Here is a 15,493-nt window from a genome sequence, read left to right as displayed (position 1 = left end):
TTGGTCTGCGAGGCTTGATCGCGGCGAGGGTGCCGCGCCTACAGGCGAGGGCGCCTGCTAACTTCAGGGGTCCGAATCAAAGACTCACAGGGCAGATGCCTCGATCTTCAACACCCAGTACGCGCCTTGGCCCTGCACCGCCTGAAAGCGGACTTTCTGGCCGACATGCAGACCGTTGAGTTGGCTGGGGTTTTGGATTTGGAACACCATGCTCATGGGCGGCATGTCCAGGTTTTTGATCTCGCCGTGTTTGAGCGCCACCTTGCCTGCGGCCTTGTCGATGTGCCGCACCTCGGCCGTGGCCCAAGGCAGCGCTGCGGCGTCATCATTCACGCGCTGCAGGCCCTCACGCTGGGCCATGCGGCGCAGCCCGGGGTAGCGTTGAAAACTTTTGCTGCTGCCGTCTTTTTGCACCAGCAGCACGTCATAGGCGTCTTTGCGGCCCTTGTATTCGGGGCCATCCATGCCCGGGCTGCCAATGGGCATGCCGGGCACCGACAAACCCAGCGCCACTGGCCGCTCTTTCAAGAGACGGTGGATGTCGGCGGCAGGCACATGGCCCTCAATGACATAACCGCCCACGCTGGCGGTGTGGCAGGAGCCGAGTTGCTCGGGCATGCCCAAGCGCTTGCGGGCGGCGGTGTTGCCCACATCGCGCACCTCGACCTTGAAGCCACTGGCCTGCAGGTGTTCCACCCACAACTGGCAACAGCCGCAGTTGGGGTCTTTCCAGACTTGCATGGTGGTGGCTTGCGCCAGTGCTGTGCGATGAAAACCCGTAACGGCCAACACGGCTGCAGTTGCAAGCCATTGGCGTCTGGGCATGGCTTTGATGTGTGAATTGCTCATGGTGAGCCCCCATCTTGGAAGGTGATGAAGCCGATCATGCCCACATCAAAATGGCCCGGAATCCGACAGGCAAATTCAAGCCATCGATCCAGCCCAGTGAGATTTGAAGTGAAAGGCCTGTGCTGGGCTCAGCGGCCAGCCATGCCAACGGTGTGGGGACCCTCTGCCTGTGCGAGGAGGCGGGTCTGCGAGGCATCATCGCGGCGAGGGCGCCGCTCCTACAAAAAAATCCATCGCGGCGAGGGCACCGCTTCTACACAAAAACCACCCAAGGTGAACGGCTTGCGGGGCTTTTTGGATGTTGGGCCGCTTGCCTGTTGCGACTACCGATAAGATGACTGGATGCGTTCTTGCTCTGGGTGGTTGATCTGGCTGATGGTGCTCAAAATGAGCCTGGGCTCGGTCATGGCCATGCCCATTCAATGGTCATGGGCTGAGCCCACTGTGAGCGAAGTCTCGACCACAACAGACCGCACTACATCCCCCACAGTTCACCACGCAGTGCCTCTGGCCACTTTGCCCGAATGCCACGGACACGCGACCCGTCACCTTGAAGTCAAGGGGCACCCGCTCCACCCCACTGAAGTGGACACAGACGGCCCTTCTGGAAACCCCATCGACTGTCACCATTGCTGCGCCGTCGGTTTGGACAGTGAGCCCTGCATGGCACTGCACCGTGCACATGCCGCGCACCCCACCAGCCCGCGACAGGACTGGCAAAGCGCGAACCTGCGCCCTGTGTTGCGCCCGCCCATCCCCTGAACGCTCCACCTCTTTTCACGCGCTGCGCGGGCCTGGACCCGTGCAGCAGACCGATCAAAACGCGCGAGCATTAGCCGCGCAAGGATGGACGCATGACTTCTTCTTTTCAACAACACCACGGGGCGATGCTGCTCAAGTATTCGGGCATCAGCTTCATTTCGGGCGCCGTGAACCACGGCTTTTTCAGCGGCACACGCTCACTGTGGACCGCTGCCATTGGCATCGTGCTGTTTGTGCTGGGCGCTTGGCTCGAGCACCGGCTGAATGCAGACTCGGATGACACACCAAGCTCGGGTTTGCTGCAGACCTTGGTGCTGGGCACTTTGCTCTCGATTGGCCTGGGCTTTTTCACGGGCGGTTTGCAGCACTTTCCGGACTCGCCCGCACGCAGCGCCTGGGTGGTGCCGCTGGGCTTTTTCATCTCGGTACTGGCTCTGGGACTGAGTGCGCCCCGCCACTGGCCACGGGCGGCCACGGTGTATGTGCTGGTGGTTGGCATGGCCGTCTCAGCCGGCAGTGGGGCCGCTTGGCAGTGGCTGGAACGCCACCCCGACTTGGCAGTCACAGGGCACAGCCACGGCGAGACCGCTGCAACAGACGACCACCATGGTGCCTCCCTCAAGGCCGGGGTCATCGCGCAAGTGGTCAGTCGCAGCATCACGGTCAACATGGATGACACCATGCGTTTCACACCCAGTCAGATTGACGTGCACGCCGGAGAAACCATCCGTTTTGTCGTCACCAATTCGGGCCGCACAGCGCATGAAATGGTGCTGGGCAGCGACGAGGACATACGCGCTCACGCCGAGGCGATGAAACAAGCGGCAGCACAAGGGTCGGCCCATGGCAGCGATCACCCGCACGGCACAGGGGCCGCCATTCGTGTGGCAGCCGGGCAAACCGGCGAGTTGGTGGTGAGCTTTGACCAAGCCACGCGCTTGCAAATGGCCTGCCTCATTCCCGGGCACTACGAAGCGGGCATGCGGGGCACTTTGCAAGTGCTGGCCACACCCACTGCGCCAAGCAAACCGGCTGACCCACACGACCACAGCTCGCACAAACATTGAGCCAGCGGCCCGGTGGGCCGGTCGCTTGAGTTCCGACATGTGTCCGCTTCGGTGCAGGCGCTTGTCGGCCCTGCGCGGTTTGAAGCGAAAGGCCTGTTTTGGGCTCAGTGGCCAGCCATGCCAACGGTGTGGGGACCCTCTGCCTGTGCGAGGAGGGGGGTCTGCGAGGCGTCATCGCGGCGAGGGCGCCGCTCCTACAAAAAACGATCCATCGCGGCGAGGGTGCCGCTCCTACAAAAAACAATCCATTGCATTGAGGGCGCCGCTCCTGCACAAAAGCTGACTCATGGCAACAGCGCTGCCATGGATACGCTTTGTCAACGCACCTTGTTCAACAAGGCCGCAGTGGATGCATCCAGTCCGTTGACGTCGCCCGACACGATGCGGGCATGGATGTCTTTGGCCAGCACTTTGCCCAGCTCCACCCCCCACTGGTCGAAGCTGTTGATGCCCCAGACCGCGCCACTCACAAACACGCGGTGCTCCTGCAAGGCAATCAGTGCGCCCAGGCTGGCGGGCGTGAGTTCGTCCAGCAGCAAGAAGCTGCTGGGCCGGTTGCCGGGAAAGTGCTTGTGACCACCCTCGTCGGCCTGGCCCAGCATGAGCGCCTGTGCCTGTGCGATCACATTGGCCAGCAGCAGCTCGTGGTGGTCTTTCAGGCTGTGCGTGGGCTTTTTCACGGCGATGAATTCCAGCGGCACCACATCCGTGCCCTGGTGCAACATCTGAAAGTAGGCGTGCTGCCCATTGGTGCCCGGCTCGCCCCACAGCACGGGTGAGGTGCCATAGGTCAAAGCATGCCCGTTGCGGTCCACGCGCTTGCCGTTGCTCTCCATCTCCAGCTGCTGCAAATAAGCTGGCACTCGCCGCAAGGCGCTGTGATAGGGCGCAATGCTTCGGCTGGTGTAGCTCAAAAAGTTGCGGTACCAAACGTCAAGCAAGCCCAGCCGCACCGGCAAGTTGGCCTCCAGTGGCGCGGTCTGAAAATGCTGGTCCATCGCATGCGCCCCGGCCAGCAGGTCCCTGAAACCCTGCGCTCCGATGGCAATCGCCACCGGCAAGCCAATGGCCGACCACACCGAATAACGCCCGCCCACCCAGTCCCAAAAACCGAAGGTGGTGGTGGTGCCCATCTCGGCCGCAGCGGCCACATTGGTGGTCAGCGCCGCAAAATGGCGCGACACATCGACTCCGCCCTGGCCCTGGAACCAAGCCAGCGCCGAGCGGGCGTTGGTCATGGTCTCGATGGTGGTGAAGGTTTTGGAGGCGATCAGGAACAGCGTGTTCTCGGCCTTCAAGCCTTTGAGCACGCCAGCCAGTTCATGACCGTCCACATTCGACACAAAGTGAAAACGCTTGCCCGGGATCACGAAGTCTTGCAAGGCCAGCACCGCCATTTGCGGCCCCAGGTCCGAGCCACCAATGCCGATGTTCACCACATCGGTGATCTGCACATCGGCGCGCACCTGCTCGGCATACGCCAACATGGGCTTGAGGGTGTCGTGCACTTGTTGCAAGGGCGCGGCCAAATCACCCGAGAGCGAGCCTTCGGGTTGGCGCAAGAGCCAATGCATCACGGCACGGCCCTCGGTGTTGTTGATGGGCTCCCCACGGAACATGGCGTCGCGGTGCGAGGCCAAACCAGTTTGCCTGGCCAGCTCGATCAGCAGTGCTTCGGTGGCAGCGTCGGTGTGGTTTTTCGACAAGTCGGCAAACACATAAGGGGCTGCCTGGCTCAACGCATCCGCACGGTACGCATCGGTCGCAAAAGCCGTGCGCAAATCAAAACCAGCAAAGCCCTGCGCATGGTGTTGCAGGTTTTTCCAGGCGGGGGTCAAGTCACAACGCATAGGATCTTTCAGTGAATGGATCGCTTGCAGAGCAAGCATCGACAACGTTTTCCAAATAGTTGCAGGTCGGCGACTTCAGCCCCGACGTGAACCTGCACCAAGCCTACACATGTCGGACCTGAAGGTGCCGACCTACAAAGTCACACGGGATGTCAGGCTTTCTTCATCAATTCTTCAAGCTTGACCGCATCGACGCAAAACGCACGAATGCCCTCGGCCAGCTTTTCGGTGGCCATGGCGTCTTCATTGAGCGCCAAGCGGAAAGAAGCTTCGTCATAGCTCACAGCAGGCAAATCCATGGCCTGCGCGGCTGCAGCGTCCAGCGCCTGGCTCAGCGGGACCTCGGTCGCGGCCAGTTGCGCCAACAACTCGGGGCTGATGGTCAGCAAATCGCAACCGGCCAGCGCCGTGATCTGGCCAATGTTGCGGAACGACGCACCCATCACCTCGGTGGCAATGCCGTGCTTTTTGTAGTGGTTGAAGATGGCCCGCACCGACTGCACGCCGGGGTCGTTGGCGCCCGACTTGGCCGCTTCGTCCCACGCAGCGCCTGCGGACTTTTTGTACCAGTCGTAGATGCGGCCCACAAAAGGCGAGATCAGCTGCACCTTGGCCTGGCCACACGCCACCGCCTGACAAAACGCGAACAGCAGCGTCAGGTTGCAGCGGATACCCTCGCGCTCCAGCTCGGCTGCGGCCTGAATGCCTTCCCAGGTCGAAGCGATTTTGATCAGCACGCGATCACGCGGAATGCCCTGCGCCTCGAACAGCGCCATGATGCGACGCGCACGCGCCACGGTGGCGGCGGTGTCAAAGCTCAAACGGGCATCGACCTCGGTCGACACGCGGCCGGGAATGGTCTTCAAAATTTCGCAGCCAAAGCGCACCAGCAAGTGGTCCATCACCACGTCCAGCGGCTGGCCACGGTGGGCGGCCACTGCTTCGGCCAGCAAGGGGGCGTATTCGGGCTTTTGCACGGCCTTCAAAATCAAGGACGGGTTGGTGGTCGCGTCTTGCGGCTGAAACTGCGCCAATTGCTTGAAGTCGCCGGTGTCGGCCACCACGGTGGTAAATTGTTTGAGGGCGTCGAGTTGGTTCATGGTCAGGTGGGTTTCAAGAGTGCCAAACAAGGGTCAAAGGCCTGTGCGGCCAGCGTGGTCTGCAGTCAAAGGGGTCTGCCCCTCCACACGCAGCGCCAGCCAAGCCATGGGCCTGAGCAAAAAATGCAAAGTGCTTGAATTATCCGTGAAACAAAGTTACATTACAAAACAATTTTTCATGTAACTCTAGAACATCATGGCTTTTGATCTGGTTTTTTTCGGTGGCACGGGCGATCTGGTTTGGCGCAAACTCATGCCCGCCCTGTTTCAGGCTTTCCGACACGACACCTTACCCGAAGGCGGCCGCATCATCGGCGTGGGCCGCGACGACCTGACGGACGAGCAATACCGCCAGCAAATCCAGTCGCGCTTTGAACAAGTCGAAGGCGACAAGCGCCCCAAACCCGAAGAGTTCGCCCGCTTTGCCGCCCTGCTGTGCTACGTGCGCATGGACTTGTCGCAAGCCGAGGCCTACGCCGCCCTGTCGGCCCGCCTGGCCGAGCGCGAGACCGACAACGTGGTGATGTACCTGTCCACCGCCCCCAGCTTGTTCACCACCGTGTGCGAACAACTCGCCGCCCACGGGCTGAACACCCCCAAGACCCGCATCGTGCTGGAAAAGCCCCTGGGCCATGACCTCGCCTCCAACCGCAGCATCAACACCGCGGTGGGAAAGGTGTTCAAAGAACAGCAAATTTTCCGGATTGACCACTACCTGGGCAAGCCGGCGGTGCAAAACCTGTTTGCCATGCGCTTTGGCAACGCCCTGTTTGAACCCCTGTGGCGGCGCGAGCACATCGCCAACATCCAGATCACCATGGCCGAGGAGCTGGGTGTGGAAAAGCGCGGCGGCTTTTATGAGACCACGGGTGCGCTGCGCGACATGGTGCAAAACCACGCCCTGCAACTGCTGTGTGCCATCGCCATGGAGCCGCCCATCAACGCACACGCCGACGCGATTCGCGACGAAAAACTCAAGGTGCTGCGGGCCCTGAAACGCTGGACGCCCGAGACGCTGAGCCAACACGTCATCCGCGGCCAATACAGCGCGGGCAACGTGTTCGGACAGTCTGTGCCGGGCTACCGCGACGAAACAGGCGTCAACCCGCAAAGCAGCACCGAAACCTTTGTGGCCCTGCGCACCGAAATCGCCAACTGGCGCTGGGCGGGCGTGCCGTTTTACATCCGCACCGGCAAACGCATGGCCGCTCGCGAGGCGCACATCGAAATCAACTTCCGCCCCACGCCCCACGAAATTTTCAAAAGCCCGGTGGGCCAGGTCAATAAACTCGTCATCCACCTGCAACCCAAAGACGGGCTGGAGCTGCACCTGTTTGCCCAAGGCCAAAGCAAACGCGGCCAAGGCAGCGGCGGTGCCACCCTGAGCCCGGTGCACCTGGACCTGGACTTTGACAAACGCTTTGGCAACCAGCGCGTGGGCGCCTACGAACGCCTGCTGCTCGATGTGCTCGATGGCCGCCTGAACCTGTTTGTGCGCAGCGACGAACAAGAAGAAGCCTGGCGCTGGGTCGAACCGATCCTGCAGCACTGGCAAGACGACACCACCGGCCCACGCCCTTACGCCGCAGGCACCTGGGGCCCCAGTGCATCGAGCGCCATGATCGCCCGTGACGGCCATTGCTGGTCTGAAGAAATCTGATGCCCGCACGCCCCCCCTGCAGGCGCGGCGCCCCCGCCGCGATAGCCCCACACACCACCAACCATCGCCCCGAGGGCGGGGCTCCTACAAACGCGCACTTGCCCCCCTGCAGGCGCGGCGCCCTCGCCGCGATAGCCCCGCACACCACCAACCATCGCCCCGAGGGCGGGGCTCCTACAAACGCGCACTTGCCCCCCTGTAGGAGCGGCGCCCCCGCCGCGATAGCCCCGCACACCTGCACCTCAAAACCAAGCTACTGCCTGTAACTTCACACACCAAGCTGCCGACTTGATAGGAAACACCCGATGCTCGACCGAATCAAAGCCTCTTTGCCCTCTTTGGCCCCCGCCGAGCAACGTGTGGGCAAGCTCGTGCTGGCCGACCCTCGGGCCTTTGCAAACTTGCCCGTCACCGAATTGGCCGACCGCTCGCATGTGAGCAAACCCACGGTGGTGCGCTTTTGCCGCAGCATGGGCTATGACGGCCTGTCCGACTTCAAACTCAAACTCGCTGGCAGCGTGAGCGAAGGCGTGCCCTTCATCCACCGCAGCGTGGACGCGGACGACAAAACCAGCGACATCGCCGTCAAGGTGATCGACAACACCGTGGCGGCGTTCTTGAAATACCGCAACGATGCCAGCTCATTCGCGCTGGAACACGCCGCACAAGCCCTGGCCTCCACGCAAAAAACCAACCGCCGCATCGAGTTTTATGGCGTGGGCAACTCCGGCATCGTGGCGCAAGACGCGCAGCACAAATTCTTCCGCCTGGGCGTCAACGCCATCGCCTACAGCGACGGCCACATGCAGGTCATGAGCGCCTCCATGCTGCGCCCCGGCGACTGTGCCGTCATCATCTCCAACTCCGGCCGCACCCGCGACCTGATGGACGCCTGCGACATCGCCAAAAAACAAGGCGCCACCACCATCGTCATCACCGCCAGCGGCTCGCCCCTGGCCAGCGCCGGGCACATCCACCTGACGGCCGACCACCCCGAGGGCTACGACAAATACAGCCCCATGGTCTCGCGTTTGTTGCACCTGCTGATCATCGATATTTTGGCCACCACCGTGGCCCTGCGCATCGGCGAAGAATTGCAACCCGTGCTGCGCGACATGAAGAAAAATCTGAGCAGCAAGCGTTACACCTGAAGGTTCCTGTCGGCAAGGGTTCATCGCGACGGGGGCGTCGCTCCTACAGGGGAAAAGCGTTTTGTGGGAGCTCCTGGTTTTGTGGGAGCCCCACCCTTGGGGCGATGGGTGGTGGTCTGCGAGGGTGATCGCGACGAGGGCGTCGCTCCTACGGGGAAAAGCGTTTTGTGGGAGCTCCTGGTTTTGTGGGAGCCCCGCCCTCGGGGCGATGGGTGGTGGTCTGCGAGGGTGATCGCGACGAGGGCGTCGCTCCTACGGGGGGGTTAAGCAGTTAGATTGAGCCTGCTCAGGCAAGTGGCCAGCTCAAGCGAATGGCGGTGCCACGCCCGTCTGCCACAGGGCTTTGCAAACCGACTTGTGCACCTTGTTGGCTGGCGATTTCTTTGACAATGGCCAAGCCCAAACCACTGCCCGGCACGCCTGAGGGTGCGGCGCGGTAAAAGCGTTCAAACACATGGGCCTGATGCGCAGGCGCAATGCCCGGCCCATCGTCCACCACCTCGACCCAAGCGGGCCCCACACGCACCGTGATGTGTGTACCCACCGGGCTGTGGTGCATGGCGTTGTCGATCAGGTTGCTCAGTGCTTCGTGCAGCAACAAATCCACGCCCTGCACGTCACTGCTGTCCGCTTGCAACTCCAAACCCAAATCGTCGCCCGACTGGTGGGCGCGAAGCAAATGCTCTTGTGTCACCCGCCGGGCCAAATCCACCAAATCCACACGCTGTGGGCTGTGCATTTCGCGGGCATGCTCGACCCGCGTCATGGCCAGCAACTGCTCGGTCAGGCGCACCGCATCGTCGGTGGTCTGGTGTGCCGCCCCCACCAAAGTCTGGACCTGTTCAGGCTCTGTGCTGCGCTGTACCAAGGTCAGCTGGGTTTTGAGGGCGGTGAGCGGCGTGCGCAATTGGTGTGCGGCGTTGTCCAAAAAGCGTTTGCGGATGTCGATCAAACGCCCCAAACGCGCCAGATAACTGTTCAGAGTCTCGATCAAGGGGCGCAGCTCGCGCGGCAAATCCGGCGGCTCAATGGGTGAAAAATCGTCATCGGCTTTTTGGGCCAGTTGCTGCCGAAACGCCTCCAGTGGGCGAATGCCGCGCTGCACGCCCCACACCACCAGCAACGCGGCGGCCAACAGCAGCAAGCCTTGGCTGCCCAAGGTGTCCCACAAAATGTGTTCAATCAGTTGCTGGCGAGCCTCCATGGTCTCGGCCACGGTGATCTTGACCAACGGCTCCATGGCTTTGGCCCCAGCCCCCCCCGCATCGGCCTCCACCACATGCATGAGCTGCGCCAGACGCACCGGCTGGCTCAGGTATTGGCCATCGTCAAACTGCACCAGCGCAAAAAACTTGACCGCCGACTGGGCACGGGCAGGCACATCGGGCACGGCGGCCACGCCCGCCAGCCACTGGCCACCGGGTGAGGTGATTTTGTAAAACAAGCGCGAGCCGGTGTGGTTTTCAAACAGATAACCGGCCGCCTTGGTCACATCCAGCTGCAGGCGGCCCTCGCGCCACTCCAGCTCTTCGGCCAAGGTACGGGCGGCCAAATACAAAGACCGGTCGTAGGCCTCATTGGCCGCCTGCACCGCATTGCCATAGCCCACCCAGGCGTTGATGCCAATCAGGCCGGCCAGCGGCAACAAGATCCAGCTGAGCAAGCGCCTGCGCAAGGACGTGGCAGAAGGCGCCCAAACCTGCGGGGAATCGCTCATGAAAAAGCGCTCATGGCGTCGGGGCCTGTGAGTGCTTGACCGCCTGGGTCAGCATGTAACCCATGCCGCGAAAGGTGGTGATCGCCACACCGGCCCCTGCGCCGGGCACCAGCGCGGCCGATTCGAGCTTTTTGCGCAAGCGGTAAATCAGCACCTCCACCGCATCCAACCCGGCAGACTCGTCGGCAAACACCTCGGCGTGCAGCTGCTCTTTGCTCACGGTGCGCTGGGGCGAAGCCAGCAACACGCGCAGCGCCGCCGCCTCGCGCTGGGTCAGCGCCAGCGGCTGGCCGTGCAGCTGCACCTCGCTGGTGTCGGGCTGCATCTCCAGCGGGCCCCAGCGCAAGGCGCTGGTTTTGGTGCGGCCTTGGCGGCGCAACAAGACCTGCAAGCGGGCTTCGAGTTCACTCAAATCAAAAGGCTTGGGCAAATAGTCGTCGGCCCCCATGTTCAGGCCCAGCACCCGGTCGGGCACGCTGGCCCGCGCCGTCAAAATCAACACTGGCACCGTGTCGCCCCGCGCCCGCAAGGCCTGCAACACGCTCAGGCCGTCTTGCCCGGGCAGCTGCAAATCGAGCAAGACCGCATCAAAACCATGGCCCGTCTGCAGGCAGCGGTCGGCTTCATGGCCATCGGTGGCAAATTCGACCGCCATGCCCCCTTGACGCAAAGCCGTGCCCAGCCACAGGGCAATGTCGGGCGTATCTTCCACCAACAAGATTCGGGGGGTCATGGGGGTTTCGAGGGTTTTCACTGAACGCAATTGACAGCTGTTTGACAGTTTCACCGCCAGCAGCACACCAAAATCAACGCATCTGCACAGGGCCTGGCCAAGGCTGACACCCAGCAGAAACGACATTTCATTTTCACACAGGAGACCCGCATGACCCTTTCCAAACGCGACTTTCTGGCCCTCGGCGCTGCCGCTGGCGCATCCATGGCCTTGCCCGCTTGGGCGCAAGCCAAGCCCCTGATCGCCAGCATCAACATGTTCGTGCCCGCAGCCCCTGGTGGCGGCTGGGACGGCACAGCCCGCGCCATCGAACGCGCCGCCAAAGCCGCTGGCCTGGTGGGCACCATGCAGTTTGAAAACGTCGGCGGCGCAGGCGGCATGGTGGGTCTGCCCCGTTACGTGAACCAGCGCAAAGGCCAGGGCAACAGCCTGATGGTCGGCGGCTCGGTCATGATCGGTGCGGGCATTGCCAACAAGAGCCCCGTGACCATCAAGAACGTGACCCCGATTGCCCGCCTGACCGAAGAAGCTGGCGTGATCGTGGTGCCTGCCAGCGGCAAGATCAAAACCTGGAAAGAGCTCGAAGCCGCCATCAAGGCCAACCCCAAGGCCGTGTCGGTCGCGGGCGGCAGCGCGGGCGGCACCGATCACCTGATTTTGGGCATGTTGATCAAAGCCTTGGGCAAAAACCCACGCGAAGCCGCTTATGTGGCGTTTGCAGGTGGCGGCCCCGCCAACGCGGCCATCTTGGGCGGCCAGGTGTCGGCCGGTATTTCGGGCTACTCTGAATTTGAAGAACAGATCAAGGCCGGCCGCATGATTCCGCTGGCGGTGTCCGGCAAGCGCCGCATTCCCGGCGTGAACGTGCCCACATTGAGCGAGTTGGGTGTGAACGTGACCGAGTCCAACTGGCGTGGCGTGTTTGCCCCCCCGGCATCTCGGACGCCCAGCGCGAAGCCATGATCGATTTCGTGACCAAACTCAACGCGTCTGCGCAGTGGAAGCAAGAGTTGGAAACACGCAAGTGGACCGACGCCTTCATGACCGAGCGCCCGTTTGAGCGCGACCTGGCCAAGGACATCGCCGAGAAAGAAATCCTGATGAAAGAACTGGGCCTGGCATGACGCCTTTTCGCGTGGCCCTTTTGCTGATCGCCCTGTGCGGAGTGGCTGCTTGGCAGGTCACGGTCATTCCTGAATCCATGATGCAGATGACCGTGGGGCCTGTGCTGGCACCCGGCGTGATCGTGGCGGCGCTGAGTGTTTTTGCCGTGTTGTACGGCGTGAGCGCCTGGCGCGGCCGCCAAACCGACGAAAGCCAAGCGCCGGACCAATCGGCCCTGCCTGGTGCCAACACCCGCGTGCTCAGTTTGCTGGGCGGTGGTGTGGCCTTCATCGTGCTGGTCATTCCCTTGGGCTTTGTCATTCCCGGCACGCTGTGCGGCATGGGCGTGGCCCGCTCGTTTGATGCGCCTTTGGGCCTCAAATCGGCCCTGATCTGCGCCGCCATTGCCAGCACTTTCTGGTTTGTGTTTGCGCAGCTGTTGGGTGTTGGTTTGGGACCTGCTCTGCCTTGGTTGATTTGAGAGAGCGTTCCGCACGACAGGGGACTTCCCTTTGTAGGAGCCCCGCCCTCGGGGCGATGGGCAGTGGTCTGCGAGGGTTCATCGCGGCGAGGGCGCCGCGCCTACAGGGGTCTTCCCTTTGTAGGAGCCCCGCCCTCGGGGCGATGGGCAGTGGTCTGCGAGGGTTCATCGCGGCGAGGGCGCCGATCCTACAGGGGTCTTCCCCTTGTGGGAGCCCCGCCCTCGGGGCGATGGGCAGTGGTCTGCGAGGGTTCATCGCGGCGAGGGCACCGCTCCTACAGGGGACTTCCCCTTGTGGGAGCCCCGCCCTCGGGGCGATGGGCAGTGGTCTGCGAGGGTTCATCGCGGCGAGGGCGCCGCTCCTACAGGGGACATCAACGCCCTGCACTCAACACACAATGTATATAGATCGGATTTGCCATGGAAGCTTTTGACGCCCTGATGGGTGGCTTTGCCATTGCCTTGCAACCCACCACCTTGATGTGGGGCTTTGTGGGCTGCTTTGTCGGCACGCTGGTCGGCGTGCTGCCCGGCATTGGCCCAGCGCTGACCATCGCCTTGCTTTTGCCCCTGACCTACCATGTGCCCGCCACCAGCATGTTCGTCATGTTCGCAGGCATTTATTACGGCGCAGCCTATGGGGGGTCGACCACCTCCATCTTGCTCAACACCCCGGGCGAATCAGCGGCAGTGGTCACCGCGCTGGAAGGCAACAAAATGGCCCGACGCGGCCGTGCGGGCCAAGCGCTGGCTACCGCAGCCATCGGCAGCTTTGTGGCCGGCACCATTGGCACGCTGGCCCTGACTTTTGTGGCCCCTTGGGTGGTCGAAGCGGCTCTGGCTTTTGGCCCGGCCGAATACTTCAGCCTCATGGTCTTGTCGGTGGTGGCCGTGTCGGCCGTGCTGGGCAACTCCATGCTGCGCGGCCTGGTGGCACTCGGCCTGGGTTTGCTCTTGGGCATGGTGGGTGTGGACCTGCAAACCGGCCAGCCCCGCTTCACCTTTGGCCGCCCCGAATTGCTCGACGGCATCGAGGTGACCGTGGCCGCAGTGGGCCTGTTTGCCGTGGGCGAGGCGCTGTACCTGGCTTGGCAAGGGCGCGAGTCCAAAGGCGGCGAAGTCATGAAACTCTCGGGCAGCCTGTGGATGAGCAAACAAGACTGGGCGCGTTCGTGGAAAGCCTGGTTCCGTGGCGCTTTCTTTGGCTTTCCCATCGGCGCCATGCCCGCTGGCGGGGCCGAACTGCCCACGCTGCTGTCGTACTACACCGAGAAAAAACTCTCCAAGCACCCCGAAGAATTTGGCCACGGCGCCATCGAAGGTGTGGCCGGGCCTGAAGCGGCCAACAACGCTGCCGCTGCGGGGGTGTTGATGCCGCTGCTCACCCTGGGCATTCCCACCTCGGCCACCGCCGCCATCATGCTGTCGGCCTTTGAGGGCTACGGCATCCAGACCGGTCCGCAACTCTTCAGCCAACAAGGCAGCCTGGTGTGGACGCTGATCGCCAGCCTCTACATCGGCAATGTGATCTTGCTGGTGCTCAACTTGCCGCTGGTCAGCCTGTGGGTCAAGCTGCTCAAAATCCCACCGCCTTGGCTGTATGCGGGCATCATCGTCATCTCGACTGCGGGCGTGTACGGCGCAGGCAACTCGGTGTTCAACGTGGGCTTGCTGTTTGTGTTTGGCTTGCTGGGCTACATCATGCGGCGCTTTGACTTTCCGGCCGCACCGCTGATCGTGGGCTTGATTTTGGCCCCCCTGGGCGAACAATCCATGCGCCAGGCGCTCACCATCAGCCAAGGCGACTGGTCCACCTTCTTCACGCGGCCTTTGTCGGGCGGCTTGATGCTGGTGGCGGCTTTGTTGTTGGTGGCCCCGACACTTTGGCGACAGTTTCGCCGCCCAGCCACGTCTTGATGCGTGGTTTCCCTCTTTGAAACACAGCACCTTTTTGGTGTGATGCAGCACCCATGATTTTTAGGGAGACAAATGACATGAACGAACAGAACAACCCCACACTGCCCCGCCGCGACTACCTCAAATGGATGGGTGCAGCCGGTTTGGCCGCCACCGGCATCAGCGGCCACGCCCAATCGGCTTGGCCCAACAAACCCATCCGCTGGATCGTGCCCTTTGCACCGGGCGGCACCTCCAGCATCGTGGCCCGCACCATCGCGGCCGAATTGACCAAACAAATGGGCGTGTCCTTCATCATCGACAACAAAGGCGGCGGCGGCGGCGTGCCCGCCATGCAAGAGATGATGCGCACCCCAGCCGACGGCTACACCATCGTCATGAGCCACATCGGCCTGATGGCGGTCAACCCCCTGATCTACCCCGACAGCGGCTACGACGTGAACAAAGACTTTGTGCCCGTGACCCTGTTGTCGCGCGTGCCCAGTTTGTTTGTGGTGCACAAAGACGTGCCCGTGACCGACCTCAAATCGCTGATTGCTTACGTCAAGGCCCGTCCCGGCCAACTCAACTACGCCTCGGCCGGCAACGCCAGCGCAGGCCACTTGGCCATGGAAGCCCTCAAGCTGGCCACGGGCATGTTCATCACCCACATCCCTTACCGAGGCACGGGTCCGGCCCTGAATGATGTGCTCGCTGGCCGCATTCAGCTGTTCTCGGCCGGCACCCCGGCCCTGCTGCCCCACATCAAGAGCGGCGCTTTGCGCTGCCTGGCCACGGGCACGACCGAACGCATCCCGGTGTTGCCCGACGTGCCCACCGTGGCCGAGAGCGGGCTCAAAGATTTTGAGACTGTGCAGTGGTACGGCATCACGGCGCGGGCGGGCACCCCACCGGAAATCTTGCTGAAACTCCAGCAAGAATGCGCCAAGGTCATGAAATCACCCGAAGTGATGGCCAAATACGCCGCCGAAAGCGCCATCCCCGGAGGCGGCCCGTCCAGCGAATATGCTGCCTTCATCGCCAAAGAACAGGCCCGCTGGAAAGATGTGGTCATCAAGGGTCAGATCAAACCCGGCTGACCCGAACCGAGGGCGCGGGCCTG

The 15,493-nt window shown here is 62.4% G+C and carries 14 protein-coding genes; 9 read left to right on the top strand and 5 right to left on the bottom strand.

Going from position 1 to position 15,493, the window contains the following annotated elements; translation table 11 throughout:
• Window positions 1-84 precede the first annotated feature (84 nt).
• On the bottom strand, window positions 85-849 hold the full coding sequence (locus tag B9Z48_RS22070) for a DUF411 domain-containing protein (RefSeq protein ID WP_158273179.1): 765 nt from the start codon (window positions 847-849) through the stop codon (window positions 85-87).
• 342 nt (window positions 850-1,191) lie between these two features.
• Here B9Z48_RS22070 and B9Z48_RS00345 point away from each other — a divergent pair, with 342 nt between their 5' ends.
• Entirely contained in the window at window positions 1,192-1,611 is a 420-nt protein-coding gene (locus tag B9Z48_RS00345; protein ID WP_146186211.1) for a hypothetical protein, read from the top strand.
• A gap of 92 nt (window positions 1,612-1,703) precedes the next feature.
• Window positions 1,704-2,678: a plastocyanin/azurin family copper-binding protein gene (locus B9Z48_RS00340; RefSeq protein ID WP_108376799.1), complete on the top strand. Its 975-nt coding sequence runs from the start codon at window positions 1,704-1,706 to the stop codon at window positions 2,676-2,678.
• 317 nt (window positions 2,679-2,995) lie between these two features.
• Here the strand turns inward: B9Z48_RS00340 and pgi are convergent, their stop codons facing one another.
• Both pgi and tal read right to left on the bottom strand, forming a co-directional pair.
• A complete protein-coding gene (pgi, locus tag B9Z48_RS00335; RefSeq protein WP_108376798.1) occupies window positions 2,996-4,528 on the bottom strand; it encodes a glucose-6-phosphate isomerase in 1,533 nt (510 codons plus the stop codon).
• 152 nt (window positions 4,529-4,680) lie between these two features.
• Window positions 4,681-5,628 (bottom strand): transaldolase, encoded by a 948-nt coding sequence (tal, locus tag B9Z48_RS00330; RefSeq protein WP_108377148.1) that lies wholly within the window; start codon window positions 5,626-5,628, stop codon window positions 4,681-4,683.
• A 196-nt stretch (window positions 5,629-5,824) separates the two neighbouring features.
• Between tal and zwf the strand changes: the two genes are divergently transcribed.
• Together zwf and B9Z48_RS00320 are read left to right on the top strand one after the other, a co-directional pair.
• Window positions 5,825-7,288 (top strand): glucose-6-phosphate dehydrogenase, encoded by a 1,464-nt coding sequence (gene zwf, locus B9Z48_RS00325; protein ID WP_108376797.1) that lies wholly within the window; start codon window positions 5,825-5,827, stop codon window positions 7,286-7,288.
• 305 nt (window positions 7,289-7,593) lie between these two features.
• Entirely contained in the window at window positions 7,594-8,439 is an 846-nt protein-coding gene (locus B9Z48_RS00320) for a MurR/RpiR family transcriptional regulator (RefSeq protein WP_108376796.1), read from the top strand.
• Between the two features lie 286 nt (window positions 8,440-8,725).
• Here B9Z48_RS00320 and B9Z48_RS00315 read toward each other — a convergent pair whose 3' ends face one another.
• Entirely contained in the window at window positions 8,726-10,156 is a 1,431-nt protein-coding gene (locus B9Z48_RS00315) for a sensor histidine kinase (RefSeq protein WP_108376795.1), read from the bottom strand.
• 10 nt (window positions 10,157-10,166) lie between these two features.
• The gene (locus B9Z48_RS00310; RefSeq protein ID WP_108377147.1) at window positions 10,167-10,889 is read right to left on the bottom strand and encodes a response regulator transcription factor; all 723 of its coding nucleotides are present in this window, start codon (window positions 10,887-10,889) and stop codon (window positions 10,167-10,169) included.
• Window positions 10,890-11,039: 150 nt separating this feature from the next.
• On the opposite strand from B9Z48_RS00310, the gene B9Z48_RS00305 reads away from it, so the two are divergent.
• The 5 genes from B9Z48_RS00305 (at window position 11,040) to B9Z48_RS00290 (ending at window position 15,470) form a co-directional block, all read left to right on the top strand.
• Complete coding sequence (locus B9Z48_RS00305; protein WP_233260968.1) at window positions 11,040-11,852, top strand: tripartite tricarboxylate transporter substrate binding protein; 813 nt, start codon at window positions 11,040-11,042, stop codon at window positions 11,850-11,852.
• Window positions 11,849-12,013 carry a hypothetical protein gene (locus tag B9Z48_RS21740; RefSeq protein WP_233260967.1) on the top strand — a complete coding sequence of 55 codons (165 nt, stop codon included), beginning with the start codon at window positions 11,849-11,851 and terminating at the stop codon, window positions 12,011-12,013. The genes B9Z48_RS00305 and B9Z48_RS21740 overlap by 4 nt, the downstream gene beginning before the upstream one ends.
• On the top strand, window positions 12,010-12,474 hold the full coding sequence (locus B9Z48_RS00300) for a tripartite tricarboxylate transporter TctB family protein (protein WP_108376794.1): 465 nt from the start codon (window positions 12,010-12,012) through the stop codon (window positions 12,472-12,474). Before B9Z48_RS21740 ends, B9Z48_RS00300 begins: the two co-directional genes overlap by 4 nt.
• Window positions 12,475-12,894: 420 nt before the next feature.
• Window positions 12,895-14,391 (top strand): tripartite tricarboxylate transporter permease, encoded by a 1,497-nt coding sequence (locus B9Z48_RS00295; RefSeq protein ID WP_108376793.1) that lies wholly within the window; start codon window positions 12,895-12,897, stop codon window positions 14,389-14,391.
• Window positions 14,392-14,468: 77 nt separating this feature from the next.
• The gene (locus B9Z48_RS00290) at window positions 14,469-15,470 is read left to right on the top strand and encodes a tripartite tricarboxylate transporter substrate binding protein (RefSeq protein ID WP_108376792.1); all 1,002 of its coding nucleotides are present in this window, start codon (window positions 14,469-14,471) and stop codon (window positions 15,468-15,470) included.
• Window positions 15,471-15,493 lie beyond the last annotated feature (23 nt).

It is taken from the genome of Limnohabitans sp. WS1, assembly GCF_003063265.1.
Classification (GTDB): domain Bacteria; phylum Pseudomonadota; class Gammaproteobacteria; order Burkholderiales; family Burkholderiaceae_C; genus Limnohabitans_A.
This window is presented reverse-complemented; position numbering and strand designations above follow the sequence as displayed.

What these genes read in the sequence shown, in the direction of transcription:
- zwf (WP_108376797.1), top strand. Translation starts at nt 5,825, where the DNA reads ATGGCTTTTGATCTGGTTTTTTTCGGTGGCACGGGCGATCTGGTTTGG.
- B9Z48_RS21740 (WP_233260967.1), top strand. Translation starts at nt 11,849, where the DNA reads ATGATCGATTTCGTGACCAAACTCAACGCGTCTGCGCAGTGGAAGCAA.
- B9Z48_RS00295 (WP_108376793.1), top strand. Translation starts at nt 12,895, where the DNA reads ATGGAAGCTTTTGACGCCCTGATGGGTGGCTTTGCCATTGCCTTGCAA.
- B9Z48_RS00345 (WP_146186211.1), top strand. Translation starts at nt 1,192, where the DNA reads ATGCGTTCTTGCTCTGGGTGGTTGATCTGGCTGATGGTGCTCAAAATG.
- B9Z48_RS00310 (WP_108377147.1), bottom strand. Translation starts at nt 10,889, where the DNA reads ATGACCCCCCGAATCTTGTTGGTGGAAGATACGCCCGACATTGCCCTG.
- pgi (WP_108376798.1), bottom strand. Translation starts at nt 4,528, where the DNA reads ATGCGTTGTGACTTGACCCCCGCCTGGAAAAACCTGCAACACCATGCG.
- B9Z48_RS00300 (WP_108376794.1), top strand. Translation starts at nt 12,010, where the DNA reads ATGACGCCTTTTCGCGTGGCCCTTTTGCTGATCGCCCTGTGCGGAGTG.
- B9Z48_RS00315 (WP_108376795.1), bottom strand. Translation starts at nt 10,156, where the DNA reads ATGAGCGATTCCCCGCAGGTTTGGGCGCCTTCTGCCACGTCCTTGCGC.
- tal (WP_108377148.1), bottom strand. Translation starts at nt 5,628, where the DNA reads ATGAACCAACTCGACGCCCTCAAACAATTTACCACCGTGGTGGCCGAC.
- B9Z48_RS00320 (WP_108376796.1), top strand. Translation starts at nt 7,594, where the DNA reads ATGCTCGACCGAATCAAAGCCTCTTTGCCCTCTTTGGCCCCCGCCGAG.
- B9Z48_RS00290 (WP_108376792.1), top strand. Translation starts at nt 14,469, where the DNA reads ATGAACGAACAGAACAACCCCACACTGCCCCGCCGCGACTACCTCAAA.
- B9Z48_RS00340 (WP_108376799.1), top strand. Translation starts at nt 1,704, where the DNA reads ATGACTTCTTCTTTTCAACAACACCACGGGGCGATGCTGCTCAAGTAT.
- B9Z48_RS22070 (WP_158273179.1), bottom strand. Translation starts at nt 849, where the DNA reads ATGAGCAATTCACACATCAAAGCCATGCCCAGACGCCAATGGCTTGCA.
- B9Z48_RS00305 (WP_233260968.1), top strand. Translation starts at nt 11,040, where the DNA reads ATGACCCTTTCCAAACGCGACTTTCTGGCCCTCGGCGCTGCCGCTGGC.